The 15,695-nt window shown below is 71.4% G+C and carries 14 protein-coding genes; 4 read left to right on the forward strand and 10 right to left on the reverse strand.

The window, feature by feature from the left end:
- Positions 1 to 71: 71 nt before the first annotated feature.
- The 4 genes from ACFT9I_RS39090 to ACFT9I_RS39105 form a co-directional block, all read right to left on the reverse strand.
- Positions 72 to 1,157, reverse strand: a complete 1,086-nt coding sequence (locus ACFT9I_RS39090; RefSeq protein WP_382572409.1) for a S1 family peptidase — start codon at positions 1,155 to 1,157, stop codon at positions 72 to 74.
- A gap of 381 nt (positions 1,158 to 1,538) precedes the next feature.
- On the reverse strand, positions 1,539 to 2,438 hold the full coding sequence (locus ACFT9I_RS39095) for a S1 family peptidase (RefSeq protein ID WP_382572411.1): 900 nt from the start codon (positions 2,436 to 2,438) through the stop codon (positions 1,539 to 1,541).
- Between the two features lie 293 nt (positions 2,439 to 2,731).
- A complete protein-coding gene (locus ACFT9I_RS39100; RefSeq protein ID WP_382572412.1) occupies positions 2,732 to 3,532 on the reverse strand; it encodes a DUF1684 domain-containing protein in 801 nt (266 codons plus the stop codon).
- A 90-nt stretch (positions 3,533 to 3,622) separates the two neighbouring features.
- Positions 3,623 to 4,888: a DUF5685 family protein gene (locus ACFT9I_RS39105; protein WP_382572413.1), complete on the reverse strand. Its 1,266-nt coding sequence runs from the start codon at positions 4,886 to 4,888 to the stop codon at positions 3,623 to 3,625.
- Between the two features lie 276 nt (positions 4,889 to 5,164).
- Between ACFT9I_RS39105 and ACFT9I_RS39110 the strand changes: the two genes are divergently transcribed.
- The gene (locus ACFT9I_RS39110) at positions 5,165 to 5,599 is read left to right on the forward strand and encodes a cell division protein SepF (RefSeq protein WP_382572415.1); all 435 of its coding nucleotides are present in this window, start codon (positions 5,165 to 5,167) and stop codon (positions 5,597 to 5,599) included.
- Positions 5,600 to 5,626: 27 nt separating this feature from the next.
- On the opposite strand, the gene ACFT9I_RS39115 is transcribed toward ACFT9I_RS39110, so the two are convergent.
- Positions 5,627 to 6,853: an acyl-CoA dehydrogenase family protein gene (locus tag ACFT9I_RS39115; RefSeq protein WP_382572416.1), complete on the reverse strand. Its 1,227-nt coding sequence runs from the start codon at positions 6,851 to 6,853 to the stop codon at positions 5,627 to 5,629.
- Positions 6,854 to 6,918: 65 nt separating this feature from the next.
- Positions 6,919 to 8,646: an MFS transporter gene (locus ACFT9I_RS39120; protein WP_382572417.1), complete on the reverse strand. Its 1,728-nt coding sequence runs from the start codon at positions 8,644 to 8,646 to the stop codon at positions 6,919 to 6,921.
- Between the two features lie 441 nt (positions 8,647 to 9,087).
- Between ACFT9I_RS39120 and ACFT9I_RS39125 the strand changes: the two genes are divergently transcribed.
- Positions 9,088 to 10,086: a phosphatase PAP2 family protein gene (locus ACFT9I_RS39125; protein ID WP_382572419.1), complete on the forward strand. Its 999-nt coding sequence runs from the start codon at positions 9,088 to 9,090 to the stop codon at positions 10,084 to 10,086.
- Positions 10,087 to 10,219: 133 nt separating this feature from the next.
- Here ACFT9I_RS39125 and ACFT9I_RS39130 read toward each other — a convergent pair whose 3' ends face one another.
- The 4 genes from ACFT9I_RS39130 to ACFT9I_RS39145 all read right to left on the reverse strand — a co-directional run bounded on the left by ACFT9I_RS39130 (position 10,220) and on the right by ACFT9I_RS39145 (position 13,909).
- A complete protein-coding gene (locus ACFT9I_RS39130; protein ID WP_382572420.1) occupies positions 10,220 to 10,435 on the reverse strand; it encodes an I78 family peptidase inhibitor in 216 nt (71 codons plus the stop codon).
- Positions 10,436 to 10,837: 402 nt separating this feature from the next.
- Entirely contained in the window at positions 10,838 to 11,806 is a 969-nt protein-coding gene (locus tag ACFT9I_RS39135) for a helix-turn-helix transcriptional regulator (protein ID WP_382572422.1), read from the reverse strand.
- A 61-nt stretch (positions 11,807 to 11,867) separates the two neighbouring features.
- The gene (locus ACFT9I_RS39140) at positions 11,868 to 12,629 is read right to left on the reverse strand and encodes a hypothetical protein (RefSeq protein ID WP_382572424.1); all 762 of its coding nucleotides are present in this window, start codon (positions 12,627 to 12,629) and stop codon (positions 11,868 to 11,870) included.
- Positions 12,626 to 13,909: a glycosyltransferase family 4 protein gene (locus ACFT9I_RS39145; protein ID WP_382572426.1), complete on the reverse strand. Its 1,284-nt coding sequence runs from the start codon at positions 13,907 to 13,909 to the stop codon at positions 12,626 to 12,628. The genes ACFT9I_RS39140 and ACFT9I_RS39145 overlap by 4 nt, the downstream gene beginning before the upstream one ends.
- Positions 13,910 to 14,378: 469 nt before the next feature.
- Here ACFT9I_RS39145 and ACFT9I_RS39150 point away from each other — a divergent pair, with 469 nt between their 5' ends.
- The gene (locus ACFT9I_RS39150; RefSeq protein WP_382572427.1) at positions 14,379 to 15,155 is read left to right on the forward strand and encodes a hypothetical protein; all 777 of its coding nucleotides are present in this window, start codon (positions 14,379 to 14,381) and stop codon (positions 15,153 to 15,155) included.
- Positions 15,156 to 15,352: 197 nt separating this feature from the next.
- Positions 15,353 to 15,631, forward strand: a complete 279-nt coding sequence (locus tag ACFT9I_RS39155; protein WP_382572429.1) for a hypothetical protein — start codon at positions 15,353 to 15,355, stop codon at positions 15,629 to 15,631.
- Positions 15,632 to 15,695 lie beyond the last annotated feature (64 nt).

Here is a 15,695-nt window from a genome sequence, read left to right on the forward strand (position 1 = left end):
GCCGATGACGGCGGGCCGGGCTTCTTGGTTCCGTACGGTCAGCCGACCGTCAACCGGTCGCCGGCTGTCCGTCAGCCGATCGTGGCACCGAACGCCGCGAGCGCCTCCGGCACCGGCTGGAAGAACGTCTCGCCGCCCGAGGAGCAGTCGCCGCTGCCGCCCGAGGTCAGACCCAGCGCGGTGGTACCCGCGAAGAGCGAGCCGCCGCTGTCGCCGGGCTCGGCGCAGACCGTGGTCTGGATGAGGCCCTCGACGACGTCGCCGCCTCCGTAGTCCACGGTGGCGTCGAGCGCGGTGACCTCACCGTCGTGCACCTGGGTGGTGGAGCCGCTGCGCGAGACCGTCTGGCCGACGGTGGCGTCACCGGCCTCCGTGATCTCCTGTGTGCTGCCGTCGTACAGGTCGACGGCGCTCGGGGCGTCCGCCGAACCGGTGTACTCGACAAGGGCGAAGTCGTTGCCCGGGAACTGCGAGTCGACCATGGAGCCGATCTCGGCGCCGCCGGCGGAGTCGGACCACGAGCTGCCCGCCGTGCCGCAGTGGCCCGCCGTGATGAAGTGCGGCGCGCCGCCCACCGTCACGTTGAAGCCGAGGGAGCAGCGGCCACCACCGGAGTGGATGGCCTCGCCGCCGGCGATGAACTTCTTGAACTCCCCGGCGGTCTTCTTCAGTTCGGCCTTGGCGCCGAGCTTCTCCACGGCCTTGGTGAGCTTGTTCAGCGCGGCACCCTTGACCGTGCTGTCCGCCGTGACGACGACCTTGTTCGACACCGGGTCGACGGCCACGGCCGTGCCAGGAGTGCTCGCCTTGCCCGTGAGGGAGCCGCGGGCGTCCTTCAGCTCGGCCAGGGAGTGCGCCACGACCTTCGCCTTGGCACCCGCCTCGCGCACGGTCTCGGCGGCCTTGCCGTCGACGACGTTGACGACCAGGGCCTTGGTCTTGCTGTCGTAGTACGAACCGGCCGTGTCGCCGCCGAGGTCGCCGACGAGCGTGGATGCGAGCTTTCCGGCCGCCGGCGCCGACAGTGTCTTCGCCGTCGTCACGGCGGTGTCCTCACTGGCGTTCGCAGTCTGGAAGGAAATCCCGGCCACGGCCATGGCGGCGACGGCACTGCCCGCGACTGCCATGCGCTTCCTGGAAATGCGTCGGTGCTTCAACTGATACCTCCTGTGGGGGCCGCGTCATCGCATGTGGGGTGCGGTGACACGGAGGACGAGGCGCCCACTATTCCTAAACTCGCCAGTAGCACACAAGGTCGGCTTCCGGACGTGCACACGGCGGGTTCATTTCCTTTTCAACCCGGTCACGTGCGGTGGTCAGAGCCGAGCCGTTCCATTCGTAAACACTCGGTGCAATCACCGGGTCGGCAGCGGGTGAGGACTAGTCCTGTCTTGAAACCGACCCCCTGGCGCGGGAGTTCGGCCCCGGAAACACCCCCGGAAACGCGTCGAGTCCCCGCCCGGAGCTCACGGGCGGGGACTCGTCTCAGCGTTGCTCGGTCCGGCCGGTCAGAGCGGCCGGGGGTACTCAGGCGGTGCTCAGGTGATGCTGACGCCGTACGCGTTCAGCGCTTCGACGACCGGCTGGAAGTACGTCGTACCGCCGGAGGAGCAGTTGCCGCTGCCGCCCGAGGTGAGGCCGATCGCGCGGCTGCCCGAGTAGAGCGGGCCGCCGCTGTCGCCGGGCTCGGCGCAGACGTTGGTACGGATCAGACCGGAGACGACGTCGCCGCCACCGTAGTTGACCGTGGCGTTGAGGCCCTGGACGGTACCGCTGTGGGTGCCCGTCGTGGAACCGCGACGGGTCACCGACAGGCCCACCGTGGCGTTGGCCGCGCTGGTGATGTCGATGCTGCCGACGGTGCCGGGACGCGAGACCGAGGCGTTGGAGTAGCGCACGATGCCGTAGTCGTTGCCCGGGAAGCTGGAGCCTGCCGTCGGGCCGATGAGCGTGGTGCGCGCCGAGTTGGTGTACCAGTTCGGGTTGCCCTCGGTGCAGTGACCGGCGGTCAGGAAGTAGTCGGTGGTGCCGCTGCGTACGTTGAACCCGGCCGAGCAGCGACCGGTGGGCGAGTAGATCGCGTCGCCGCCGGAGAGGAGCTTGGAGAGCTTGCCGGGGGTCCGCTTGATTTCCAGGGCGCCGGCGTTGGCACCCGCCTCACGCTTGATCTCGGCGATCTCCGCCTTGCTGACGGTGGAGTCCGCCTCGACGACAAGAGCGTTCGTCGTCTTGTCGACGTACCAGGCGGTGCCTGCCACGTCGGCACCCAGGATGGCGTCGCTCGCCGCCGTGAGCTGGGTCGCACTGAAGGTCCCGGCCGTGTCCGCGCTGGCCGTGGGGACGGCGAGTGCGGCTGCGGCGACGAGACCAGTGGTGATGGCGAGCAGACGCGTCCGTCTCGCAATACCACTGCGGGGGGTGGTGCGCTTGATCCTCACGTGTCGTTCCTCCGAAGGAATCTGGGGCCTGATTGGGGTGGTCTGGCCCGTGAGGCGCAGTCAGGGATACGTCCGTATTCCGGATATGCCGTGCCCCTGACAAGCGCTGTGAGGGGAGTATTGGATGAGCCAACTGACCGCGCAAGGGCGCTTTCCAGCCACCGCACCGGGCGAAATACCGCTGGAGCGTCGTGAAATCACCGCTGCCGCGCCGACCGCCGAGTTGCCCACATGTCGGGACGACCCCGGTCCGCGCGGCGCGGACCGGGGTCGCTTCCGGACGTGCGGGGCACTCAGCGGACGACGATGTTCCGCTCCCCCGCCGGGACCTCGAACGACAGCGTGTTCCCGGGCGGCGGGAAGGGGCAGATGAAGTGCTCGGCGAAGGCGCAGGGCGGCAGCAGCGCCCGGTTGAGATCGACGCTCACCGTGCCGTCCGCGGCCGGCGGTGACGGCCGCAGAAAGCGGAAGCGATAACTGGTCAGCCCGCTGGTGCCGTCGGCGAAGACCGCCCAGAGGGACCCGTCGGGCTCGACGACGGCCTGGAGGGTGTGCTCCGAACCGCCTACGGAGAAGGCCAGTTCACCCGCGAGCGCGAGGCCGCGCTCCCGTCCGTCGGCGTTCTCGACGCGCACGGTGCGGCTCTCACCGTACGGACGGAAGCGCCCCGGCAGCACCCACCGGTCGTCGTACGGCGTGGCCTCGACGGTCACGAACGCCCCGCGCGCCGGGGACTCCGGGTCGAAGTCCCGTACCGCCCAGAGCCCTTCGCGGCGCATGACCACCAGCCTGCGCCCGCCGTGCGCGACCCGGGACTCGCCGATGGGACCCCGGTCGGCGGTCAGGACGGCCTCACCGGTCAGCGGCCGGCCGTCAACCGTGAGCCCGTCGGCGGGGGTGGCGGTCAGCGTCACGTCGTCCCCACGCTCCCGCCACACGCCGGGCACGGCCGGAATTCGCCCTTCCGGGTAGTCGGAGAGCCAGTGGGTGCCGGTCAGCGAGAGCGGACCGTGCGGTGCGGAGACGGCGGTGATGCGGCGTTCGTGCCAGTTCTTCCAGTTCCGCGCGGGATCCAGGTCTGTGTCTGTGCTCATGCCGACGCAGCCTTCCACACGGGCTCCCGTACGGGCTTTCACACCCGCTTCCGCCCGCGTCTCCACCCGCGCCGCGCCGACGGCCGGGACTCAGCAGTCGCAGCCGCAGCAGTCACAACCGTCACAGCCGCAGTTGCAGCACTCGCAGCCGCAGTCGGCGCAGTCCGCACAGCCCTCGCGCCTCTCGCGCGACCACGGGCCCTCGTACTCACTGGCGCAGCAGAGCTGGCAGGTGCAGCAGAGCCCGATCGCCACCGCGCAGCCGGCCCAGAAGCCGCGCCGCTCCGGCCGGGGCGGCCGGGGCAGGAGGTCGGGTCCGGGACCACCGGGGCCGCCCGGCCCACCCGGCCCCCCGCCGCCGTAGGGGTTGTCGCCGCCCGGATTCCCGCCCCCGTGGGGATTGTTCGAGCCGTACGGACCGGACTGGCCGTACGGATTCCCGCCCTGCCCTCCGTACGGATTCCCGTCCTGGACGCTCACCTGCCCCTGGTGCGAGCAGGAGGACGTCCCGAAGGCGCGGTCGACGGAGGTACGCAGTTCGTGCGCCAGCAGCACATGCGCCAGCTTGTCGTCGACGAACTCCGCGTCGCGCAGCGCCAGCCGGATGCCGTGCAGCGCGTCGTCCGCGAGCCGGCGCGCCTCGGCGAGTGAGGTGCCGGTCGCCGTGAGCGGGTTCCAGGCACCCGACGCGGCGTCAGCTCCCTGGTCCTCCACGGCATCCAGCAGATGGGCGAGCCGTCCGAAGAGCCGGCCCGCCTCGGCGAGCGGCGCCATGTTGCCCGGCCGGCCCGCGAGTACGGCGGTGTGCGCGAACGCGGCGGCCGTCGCGGTCTCGGTCGGCTCGGTGACGGTGAGCAGCGGGGTGCCGGGTCCGGCGAGTGCCTCGATGCCGGTCTGCCGGTCGACCGCGTCGACGAGCACCGCCGTGTCGAAGCCCAGCCGCGCGCCGGTACGCGCCCCCGCGCGGTCCCAGCCGCCGGCTATCCGGCGCGCGGCGACCGCCACCGGCCGCCGCCTCAACATCCCGTCCCCGTCGGCGACGTGGTCCCGTACCTTCGCCGAGGCGAGCACCAGCGACACAGCCGCTGCAAGGCGTGCTCCTTCGCCTTTCGCGACCGGAGCGGTTCGCATCCCGCGGAGTGGGCAAGGGCCAGCTGTACGGCGCCATCCGGCGCTGCGCTCGGCCTGAGCCTCCGTCAGAACGGAGACAATCAGGCCGTCATAGTTGGTGACAATGCGGGAGAGCTGTCCGTGGTCCGAGCGAAGTGCCAGGCACAGCCCGCACAGATGAGCCATCCACTCGGTCTTGAGTCCTTCCGAGAGTCGATGGCTGCATGGCCTCACAATTCCGAACACGACGGTCCCCCCGGTGTCGTTCGACGGTGCGCAAGGCATCGTATCGAGCCATCTCGTTCACCCGTACGTCCCCAGCGTCACCCGTCTGGCTGGACTTTCATATTTTCATTACGTCAGGGCCCGTACACAGGAAGAACCCTGACGAATCGCCATATCTTCTGCACCAGTACCGTCACGAATCCCCTGCGCGGCGACAATCCACTTGGCGCGCAATCCGCATCATGGACAACCATAGGCATGCGGAACCACAAGCGACCGCGGTGAAAGGAGGCGTCCATGGGATCGGTGCGCAAGGCGAGTGCCTGGCTGGGCCTCGTTGAGGACAACGACGAGCGTTACTACGACGACGAGTACTCCGAGGGTGCCGAGAACAACGACACCTGGAAGACCGATCCGCGGGTGCGGATCGCCGCCGAGGCGGCTCCGGAGCAGGACCGCAGGATCGCCACCGTCTCGCCGGAGAGCTTCCGGGACGCGCGTGGCATCGGCGAGCTGTTCCGGGAGGGTGTCCCCGTCATCCTGAACCTCACCGCGATGGAGCCCGCCGACGCCAAGCGCGTCGTCGACTTCGCCGCCGGACTGATCTTCGGTCTCCGTGGCTCGATCGACCGTGTCGCCACCCGGGTGTTCCTGCTGACCCCCGCCGACACCGAGATCGTCAGCGGGGAGTCCAAGGCCCACGGGCGGGACGGCTTCTTCAACCAGAGCTGAGCGAGGCGCTCACCGGGTCACGCCCGGTCACCGGAAGGCATCCAGACCGGTGAGTGCCTTGCCCAGCACCAGCTGGTGCATTTCGACGGTGCCCTCGTAGGTGAGCACCGACTCCAGATTCGTCGCGTGCCGCATCACGGGATATTCGAGCGAGATCCCGTTGGCCCCGAGGATCGTGCGCGAGGTACGGCAGATCTCGATCGCCTCCCGCACATTGTTCAGCTTGCCGAAGCTGACCTGCTCGGGAAGCAGCTTCCCCGCGTCCAGGCGCCGGCCGAGATGGTGCGCCAGCAGGATTCCCTTGTGCAGTTCGAGAGCCATGTCGGCGAGCTTGGCCTGGGTGAGCTGGAAGCCGCCGATCGGCCTGCCGAACTGCTCGCGGGTCTTCGCGTAGTCGACGGCCGACTCGAAACTGGCGCGCGCCGCCCCCATCGAGCCCCAGACGATCCCGTAGCGGGCGTGGCTCAGACAGCTGAGGGGCCCGCGCAGACCGGTGACGGCGGGGAGTACGGCGTCGGCCGGGAGCCGTACCTCGTCCATGACCAGTTCGCTGGTGACCGAGGCGCGCAGCGACCACTTGTGCTTGATCTCGGGCGCCGAGAAGCCTGGGCTGTCGGCCGGTACCAGGAAACCGCGGATCCCTTCGTCCGTCTGTGCCCAGACGACGGCGACGCCCGCGACCGAGCCGTTGGTGATCCACATCTTGCGGCCGGTGAGCACCCAGTCGGTGCCGTCGCGCTTGGCGTACGTGCGCATCCCGGACGGGTCGGAGCCGTGGTCGGGCTCGGTGAGACCGAAGCAGCCGATGATCTCGCCGGCCGCCATGCCGGGCAGCCACCGCTCCTTCTGCTCGTCGGAGCCGAACCGGTGGATCGCGTACATCGCGAGGGAGCCCTGTACGGAGACGAGTGAGCGGATCCCGGAGTCGGCGGCCTCCAGCTCCAGGCAGGCGAGCCCGTACTGGACGGAGCTGGCTCCCGCGCAGCCGTACCCCTGGAGCGACATGCCGAGCGCGCCGAGGGCGCCGAGTTCACGGCTCAGCTCGCGGATGCCGGGCAGCTCGCCACGCTCGTACCACTCGGCGATGTGCGGCATGACCCGGTCCTTGGCCCAGGAGCGCACGGTGTCGCGGACGGCCAGGTCCTCGGGCTCCAGCAGATCGTCGATGCCGAGGGGGTCGCGCGGGTCGAAGGGCGGGCGTTTCGAGGAGGAGGAGGAGGACGACGACGGCTTCGAGGCTGAGGGTGCGGGCATGGGGGCTGCCTCCGGCGGCTCGCGGATGTCGGTGGAACTCGCGGATGTCAGTAAAACTAGCAGCGCTAGTTACGCTCGGCGCCGACATTACGACGCAAGGCTGTCGCCCGTCCAGACCCGCCGTGGCGCGCGGGGCTCCGGCCCGCGGGGACAGCGGCCTCGACCGCCGTGCCGTCGCGTGGCGCCGGTATGCCGCTCCCGGCCGCGCCGTCGGCCTCGCCGCAAGGCGGTGTCCCGCAGTCCATCACCCGGGGCAGTCGCAGCGCCGCCACCGCGCCGAGCAGCAGCAGTCCCGCGCTGACCAGGAGCGTGACATGCAGACCGTGCACGAAGGAGTGACGCGCCGCGGTACGCAGGGCCTCCCCCGCCGGACCACCCAGCTGGGCGGCCACCTGGTACGCCTGCCCCAGCGAGTTGGCGGCGGCCGATCCCGCGGCCGCCGGCACCCCGTCGACCGCGCCCGACGACAGGCCGGGCGCGTAGGCCGCGTTCATGACGCTGCCGAGCAGCGCGATGCCCATGCCCGCGCCGAGCTGGTACGCCGTCTCGCCGATGGCAGCGGCGCCGCCCGCCTGCTCCGGTGGTGCCTCGCTGAGCATCGACTCGTACGCGCCGAAGAGCGTGGACTGGAGGCCGAAGCCGAGCAGCACGAAGGCCGTGGTCAGCAGCGCGGGCCGGTCGTGGTGGCCCATCATCACCAGCAGCAGCACGGCGCCGGCGGTGAGGACGAACCCGCAGGCGACCATCCGGCGCGGGCCGACGCGGCGCAGGGTGTACGAGCCGGTGGCGCCCGCCGCCATCGCGGCGAAGGTGAGCGGCAGCAGCCGCAGTCCGGTCTCCAGCGGGCTGAGTCCCAGTACCAGTTGGAGGTACTGGACGGCGATCAGCTCCAGGCCGACCAGCGCGAGCATCGCGAGGACGATGCAGCCGACGGAGGTCGAGAAGGTCCGCCGGGCGAACATCGTGACGTCTATGAGCGGATGTTTCCGGCGCTTCTGCCGCCGTACGAAGAGGAAGAGCAGGACCGTACCGAGAAGCAGCGGTCCGAAGGTCCTGACGTCGAGCATCGAGGCGCCCGCGCCGAGGCGTTTCACCCCGAGGACCGCGCTGAGCACCCCGGCCGCCGCCATCAGCGCGCCGACCACGTCCCACGGGCCGTCGCAGCCGCCCTTCGACTCGGGCAGCAGGAAGCGGCCGACCGGCAGGATCAGCGCCATCAGCGGCACGTTGATCAGGAAGACCGAGCCCCACCAGAAGTGCTCGACGAGGAATCCGCCGAGGACGGGTCCGGTCGCGGCGCCGACGGCGGCCACCGCCGTCCAGATGCCGATCGCCATGGCGCGCTCGCGGCGGTCGGGGAAGACGGTACGGAGGATGGAGAGCGTCGCGGGCATGATCATCGCGCCGCCGACACCCAGCAGGGCGCGGGCGGCGATCAGTATGCCGGGCGACCCGGCGAAGGCCGCGGCCACCGAGGCCAGGCCGAAGATCCCGTAGCCGATGAGCAGGACCCGCCGCCGGCCGATCCGGTCACCGAGCGTGCCGAAGAGGATCAGCAGCGCGGCACAGACCAGCGGGTAGGCGTCCACGATCCACAGCAGCTGGACACCGCTGGGCCGCAGGTCCTCGCTGACGGCGGGGACGGCGACGTGCAGCACGGTCGCGTCGAGCGCGACGAGCAGGAGGCTGACGCAGAGTACGACCAGGACGGCCCAGCGGTTGACGCCGCCGCCAGGGGCACCGCCGCCGACGGCGGCACGCAGGCGCGCTCCGGCCGTGGTGGTCCCGGACATCTACCTACCTCCCAGTGAAGTCCCTCGCGCTCGGCGGACCAGCCGGGGACGGTGGTGGTCCCCCGGGGCGGCCCGGCATCGACGGGCGAGTGCGGGACAGCGTACGCGAGTTCCCCTGCCCCGAACGTGGCCCGTCTCACCTCGTCGAACGTCGAAGTGTCGCGTACGGGGACGGGCCGCGGACGGGCGGGGGTCACCCCGGCGCGGTCAAGCCTCGGTCAAGCGGTCGGAAAATTCCGTGCGACGCCACGGTGAACTAATTCTGTTGTGCACAAAGACACTTACCGGGGCGCCCGCCGCGAGCAATAGGGCAGAAGGTCACTTGAAATTGCGGAACGGCCTCGGATAAACAGCGATCCGAGACACACTCCACATCACATCGTCATCACAAAGAGACTGGAACGACCGAGTCGGCCGTTCACTCGCTGTAACGTCGATTGGGTGCGTACCGACATCTTCGCCCGACTGGACCGGGAGCCGGAGCCGCCGAAGATAGAGATCCCGCGGATGAGCCGTACCCGCGTGACTCTCTTCGGCGGGACTTTGGCGTTCTATCTCGCCATCGTCATCGCCGTTCTCGCCTCGTCCTGGCTGGTGACGCTGGACTGGAAGATCATGCTGTTCCGGCCGTACCAGCAGTGGCAGCAACTGCACGCGTTCCTGGACTACTTCGTGGTGCTCGGGCAGCGCGGCCCCACGGCCGTGATGATCGCCGCCTGGCTGGGCTGGCGGTCCTGGCGCCAGCACACACTACGTCCGCTGCTGGTTCTCGGCGCGTCACTGCTGCTGCTCAACGTGACCGTGGGTGCGGTGAAGCTCGGCCTCGGCCGGCTCGGCCCGCACTACGCGACACAGATCGGCTCGGCCGAACTCTTCGCGGGCGGCGACATATTCCCCTCGGGCCACACCGCGAACGCCGTGGTGACCTGGGGAATCCTGGCCTATCTGGCCACCACTCCACGGGCCAGGCGCTATCTGTCGATCGGGTCGTCCGTGGTCGCCCTCGGCGTCGGCGCGACGACCGTCTATCTGGGCACGCACTGGCTGAGCGACGTCCTGCTCGGCTGGGTCGCCGGTCTGCTGATCCTGCTCGCCCTGCCGTGGTTCGAGCCGACGATCGGCCGTACCGAGGCCGCGGTGTTCGCGGTGCGTGAGCAGGTACGGGCGCGGTGGCGCGAGCGGCGCGGGACCGCCGCCGAGCCGGCACCGGCCGGCGGGCCCTGGCCCGTGATAGTCCCTCAGCTCCCCGCGCAGGAGGACGAGGACGCCGGCCGCTCGACGGTCGGCACCGCCCACACGGGCCGTAACGCGACCGGCAGGAACACGACCTCGCAGCTCACCCAGCCCCGGCCGCATGCCACGGCACGCTCGGAACGGACCCCGACCACCCCGGCGGGCAGCCGCCGGCCACCGCGTTCACGGCCGGTGACGGGCGGCTGAGGCCCGGTCAGCACCCGGCCAGGACCTGGTCAGGGCCTTGGTCAGCACAGCGGAAGACCCCGGCGCGTCCGCCGGGGTCTTCCGCTGTATGACGTCAACTCGCGACGTCAACTCACGAGGTCAAACGGTCGCCTCAGCCCAGCCAGCAGCGGATGACGGTGTCGTTCTCGACCTCGAAGTTCAGCCGCCCCTGCAGGAACTCCATGGTGATGATGGCGCCCGGCGGCAGCGCCCTGACGGTGGTCCAGCCGCGCTCGCGCGCGATCCGCTCGGCCTCGGGGGCGGCGAGGCCCACATAGGAGTCGGGCGCGTCGTCGGGCTGTGCCGGAGGTGTCGGTATCGATGCCATACGGCTCAGCCTAGGGCTTCCGGGCCGTCCTGGCCCGGTCGGCGGCGGGAGCGGCGGCGCGAGCGGGCGGCGACGGCGGACGGTGACGGAACGCTCGGCTCCGGCGGATGTCCGGTCACTGTCCCCACGCACTTACGTACGACCGCGGTCACACTTGTGTCACAGGATCACGACACGTGTTCGGTGACTCCCCCATGCCTTCGGACCGCTGTTCACATGTCCGCCTTAAGTAAGCGATAAGTAATTCGACAGACTCGAAGATCACCGTATTTTCCGGGCTCCGAATTCCCCCGTTCGACGGTCCACCGGTATTTGACACGCCGTACGGAATTCACCTCGTCCTCGCACAATCATCGGCGGTACGACACCTTCCGGATGACCCCGGACGCGGCGACTCCGGTGTTACGGAGCGTCCCCCAGCGCCCGCGAAAGGCGGTCCCGCGCCGTCCTCATGTGCTCCGTCAGCTCCCGCGGTTCGACCACCTCGAAGTCGATGCCGAGGAGCATCACATGGACCACCATCACATCGAGACCGCCCGCCCCGGTGCGCAGCAGACAGCTGTGCTCGTCGACCGGCTCCAGCACACCGGCGGACGGTGACACCAGCTGCGCAGCCTCCGCCGCGGACGCGTGGAGCCTGATCACCGCGGCCTCGGCGTAGGCCCGGGTGGAGACGCCCTCGGAGACATAGGCGGCCAGATCGTCGGCGGGCGGTTCGCGGGGCGGGAAGCGGGGGCCGTGCGGCGGCCTGGGCGTGATGCGGTCGGCCCGGAACGTACGCCAGTCGGCGCGGTCCAGGTCCCAGGCGACCAGATACCAGCGGCGCTCGGTGCACACGAGCCGGTGCGGCTCCACCGTGCGGCGGCTGGCGGCGCCGACGTGGTCGAGGTAGTCGAAGCGCAGCCGCTCGCCGTCCCGGCAGAGGTTGGCCAGCTCGGTGAGGAGGCTCGCGTCGACGGTCGGGCCGCCCGGGCCGCGCAGCATGGGGACGGTGAACGCGTTGAGCGCGCCGACCCGGCGGCGCAGCCGGCTCGGCAGGACCTGTTCCAGCTTGGCGAGCGCGCGGACGGAGGTCTCGCCGATGCCGTCGATGCCGTTGCCCGCCGCCGTACGCAGCCCGACGGCGACGGCGACGGCCTCCTCGTCGTCCAGCAGGAGCGGCGGCAGTTCGGCCCCGGCACCGAGCTGGTAGCCGCCGCCGGTGCCCGGACTGGCGTTCACCGGGTAGCCCAGCCCGCGCAGCCGGTCGACGTCGCGCCGTACGGTGCGCGGCGTCACCCCCAGGCGTTCGGCCAGATCGGGGCCGGACCAATCGCGGTGGGCCTGCAGCAGGGAGAGCAGGCGGAGCAGTCGGGCCGAGGTCTCCAGCATGCGTCGATTCTGCCAGCGGTCGAGGACAGGTACTGTCCGCATGTGCGGGCGGTCGGGACCGTCAGTCCCCCGGATCCAGGCGTACGCGGAGGTCGTTGTCCCCCGAGTAGCAGGGGGCGGCCAGCCAGCCGTCGGCCCGGTACGCCGGATAGACGTAGATGCTCCCGCGGTCCCACACGTCGTCGAGGATCCGGGAGAGCCGGACGGGGGCCTCGCCGTGCGCGGGCCGCAGCCACAGGTCCCACAACCGCCGCACCGTCATGGGCGGTTCGGCCAGCGCCGTGTACGGCAGGGTGAAGGTGAAGGCCCCGCCCGCGCCGCCGGTCACGGGGACCCGGTGCGTACGGGCCCCGCCGTCGTGCGGGCTCACGCACCGCCGCGCCTCGGCCGTCGCGCCGTCGCCCGCCTCGGCGCCGTACAGCACGCCCTCCACGGTCATGGCGCCGTCCGCGAAGTGGATCGCCCCGGCCTCCGCGTGCGGTGCGCGGACCCAGCAGCGCAGCGCGAGACGGCCGTCGGCGGTCGGGTACGGGACGCGGACCGTGACCGGTCCGGCGCCGGGGACCCGGTCGACGAGCGCGCGCAGGTCCCGGGTGCCGGGGCGGACGGGCCGGCTGTCGCGCTCGATGTCCCAGTGGCCCTCGGCGAGCGGGGTGGCGCGGTCCAGTACGGCGCGGGGTCCGGTCAGCGGCAGGCGTACCTCGTCCGCGGGCGTGGCGCCGCCGCGTCGGCGCAGGACCAGCTCCGTGCCGACGGCCTCGGCGAATTCGAAGATCACCGTGCCCGCCGCGTCGGCGGTGCAGTGCGCGGTGGGGGCGCTCATGTGGTCCTCGCCCTGCGGACCGCGGCCGCCGCCAGTTCGCGCACCGTCCGCGTACCGCCCACGAGGAGGCCACGGCCGCGCCGTACGGCGCCGAGCACCGCCTCGCGCGGTCCCGCGTTCCGGCGCCGCGCGACCAGGGCGGCGTACAGCGCCTCGTGGCGCTCGGCGATCCGCGCCGGGTCGAACCGGGCGGACGACTCGACGGCCGCCAGGCCCGTACGCCGCCGCAGTCCGTCGTCCTCGATCAGCGCGAGGAGCCCGTCGGCGATCGCGTCCACGTCCCCGACCGGCACCAGCCGGCCGTCGACCCCGTCCTCGATGATCTCGCCGGGCCCGTGCGGGCAGTCGGTGGAGACGACGGGTACGCCGCAGCGCATCGCCTCGACGATGGTCATGCCGAAGGATTCGTGGCTCGACGTCACGACGGCGATCGAACCCTTGACCCACTCGGGCTCCAACGGGTGCACCGTGCCCATGAGATGGACGTGGTTGTGGAGCCCGCGCTCCTCGATCAGGGCGCGCAGGGCGGCGCGTTCGTCGCCGGTCGCGTCCCCCGCGCCGTAGATCCTCAGCCGCCAGTCGGGCCGGGCGGCCACCACCGTGGCGAAGGCCCTGATCAGCAGGTCGTACCGCTTGACCGAGGTGAGCCTGCCCGCCGCCACGACCCACCTCCCGGTGGAGTCGGCGGGGGCGACGGTCGGCGCGGGCACGCTGCCCGGCACGGCGTCGATCCGTACGCCGGGCAGGCGCAGCCGGGACCGGTAGGCGCGCGCGTCGGCCTCGGTGACGGTGGTCACGGCGTCGAGCAGCAGGTACCGGCGGGTGATCTCGCGGCGCAGCCGGTGGCTGTGACTGTCCAGCGTGAGGTGCTCCTGGCCGACCCGGACCGGGCCGCGCCCGGTCTGCCGGGCGATGTGGCAGTTGAGCCCCGGCCGGGTGCCGACGACGACGTCGGCCGTCAGCGACCGCAGGTGCTCGGCGATGCGGGTGTCGGTGAGACGGCTGTACTGCCGGTGCCGCCCGTCGCCGCGCGGGAAGACCGTGGCCGGCCGGGCGAGGTCGGGGTGAGCGCCGTCGTAACCGGCGCTGTTCTTGCGCAGATCGACGAGATGGCGCAGCAGGACGCCTTCGGGCGCGCCCAGCGTCGGGTCTTCGCGGTGCCGGAAGACCGAGACGATCTCGACGTCGTGCCGCTCGGCGAGCGCCCGCGCGAGATTGAACGTGGTGCGGATCGTGCCGCCGACGCCGAAGGCGTTGTGGAGCAGAAAAGAGATGTGCATGTCCTGCGGTGTCTCCCTGGTCAACCTGCCGCGACTGTAGGCCGGGTACCGACCCGGCCCACCGCGCGCACGCGGCCCGGCCGGTACGACGCCGCCGCCGCACCTTCGCGCGCCCCGGCACCGGCTCCGGGCCGACGGGGCGGGCGCGCCGGGAAGCTTCACCCGTACGGGGCGAGGACGTGTCCGCGAGGTGGCGCCTCCCGCCCGAAGGGCGTGGCCCGCGGCGGCTGGTGCGGTGCGTCGCGAGGCGGCGGATCGGCCTCGTACCGGGCGTACTTGGCCGACTGCGACAACGCGGCGAAGTGGCGTGCCGGCCACCGCGGGCCGGACGGGACTCCGAAGACGGGCCCCTGCGGGGCCGGTGGTTCGATTCGTCCGGCTTCGCGCGTGACCCCGGCGACAGCTCACCCGTTGTCTCTTTACGAGCCGGGAACAGCCCGGCCCACGCACCGAGTTCGAGGAGCCACCCGTGCCGCGCATGCTCGACGTCAGCGAAGACGTACGCGCCGAGATCGGCGACGAAGAAGCCGATCGCCTGCTCGTCGGCGAGAACTCCCCGGGCAGCTACGACTGCACCTCCTGCCGTACCCCGGGCGACTCCGAAACTGAGCGCACCAGCACGGTGCTGTTCATCGGCGAGGAGACCGCCGTCCTGGCCTTCGCCCACGCCACCTGCATCCCCTCCCAGGTCGTCAAGGTGGCCGAGGACCAGCTCCAGGGCGCCGTCCGCAGCATCACCGGCGCGGACCCCCGGCCCACGGGCACAGGCGGTGAACAGGCCGTCCTCGGTGTCACCAGCGGTCTGGTCCTGATCGACAACCAGCTGCACCCCGCCCTGGTCGTCGAACCGACCGGCCCCATCGCCCGGCCCGGTTCGGTCGGCGACGAGGACGAGTTCCTGCCGCTCCTCGTGGAGCAGGGCTTCCAGCCGGTCGGTGATCTGAACCGGCCTCCGGGCACGCTGTCCGGCTGGTCGGTGCTGCTCGCCATGGGCCAGCTGCACGCGGTCCTCCAGCCCGGTACGGGCGGCGGCACCCCGGTCGCCTGGTGGCAGGCCCACCAGCCGCTCCAGGTCACCAGCGACTGGCGGGCCGCCGCCAACAAGTCGCGGACGGTCCTGGTCTTCGCGGCGCCGGTCGGCTCCATCGGCCAGCAGCCGCGTGAGGACCTGCTGCGCGACGCGCTGGACAAGGCCGCGGCCGACGGGCGTCTGGTGGCCGCGGCGATGCCGCTGGCCGGCACGTGACGGACGAGGGACAGGCCCCTCCGGGGGAGCGGGATCGCGTCGGGGACTCGGCCCGTACCCCCGCCGGCTCGTCCTCCCACCCCTCGCGACCGGCATTTTCGCCGGTCAGGCCGCATCCGACGGACGACGGGGTCGTTGGCACCTACGTGCACTCATACGACCGTTCACGTCAGCAGTACCAGCCCCAGGTCCCCGCCATGCGCCCGGCCCAGGACCCCCCGGCCGGTTACTCGTCCGGCTACTCGGCCACGCCGATCTACGACGCGCTGTACTCCGAGTACCTGCGGTCGTTCAGGACCCTGCCGGGCGACCGGAGCGGTGAGGAGAGCCTGGGCTTCACCGCCTTCGGTACGGGGATGCAGGGGTCCTCCTCGGGCCAGCAGTCCCCGTTCACGAGCACGTGGCAGAGCGGCCGGCAGTACTCGGGCGGCCGGCCGCAGATGGCTCTGCCGCCGGCGCCGCGCCGGGGCCTCTGACCCCGTAGGCCGTACGTCGGCAAGCCGTACACGGAGAAGCAGGTGGGCCGGCGCGGATGTCGTC

The sequence above is a fragment of the Streptomyces sp. NPDC057137 genome (assembly GCF_042670825.1).
In the GTDB taxonomy this organism is placed as follows: domain Bacteria; phylum Actinomycetota; class Actinomycetes; order Streptomycetales; family Streptomycetaceae; genus Streptomyces.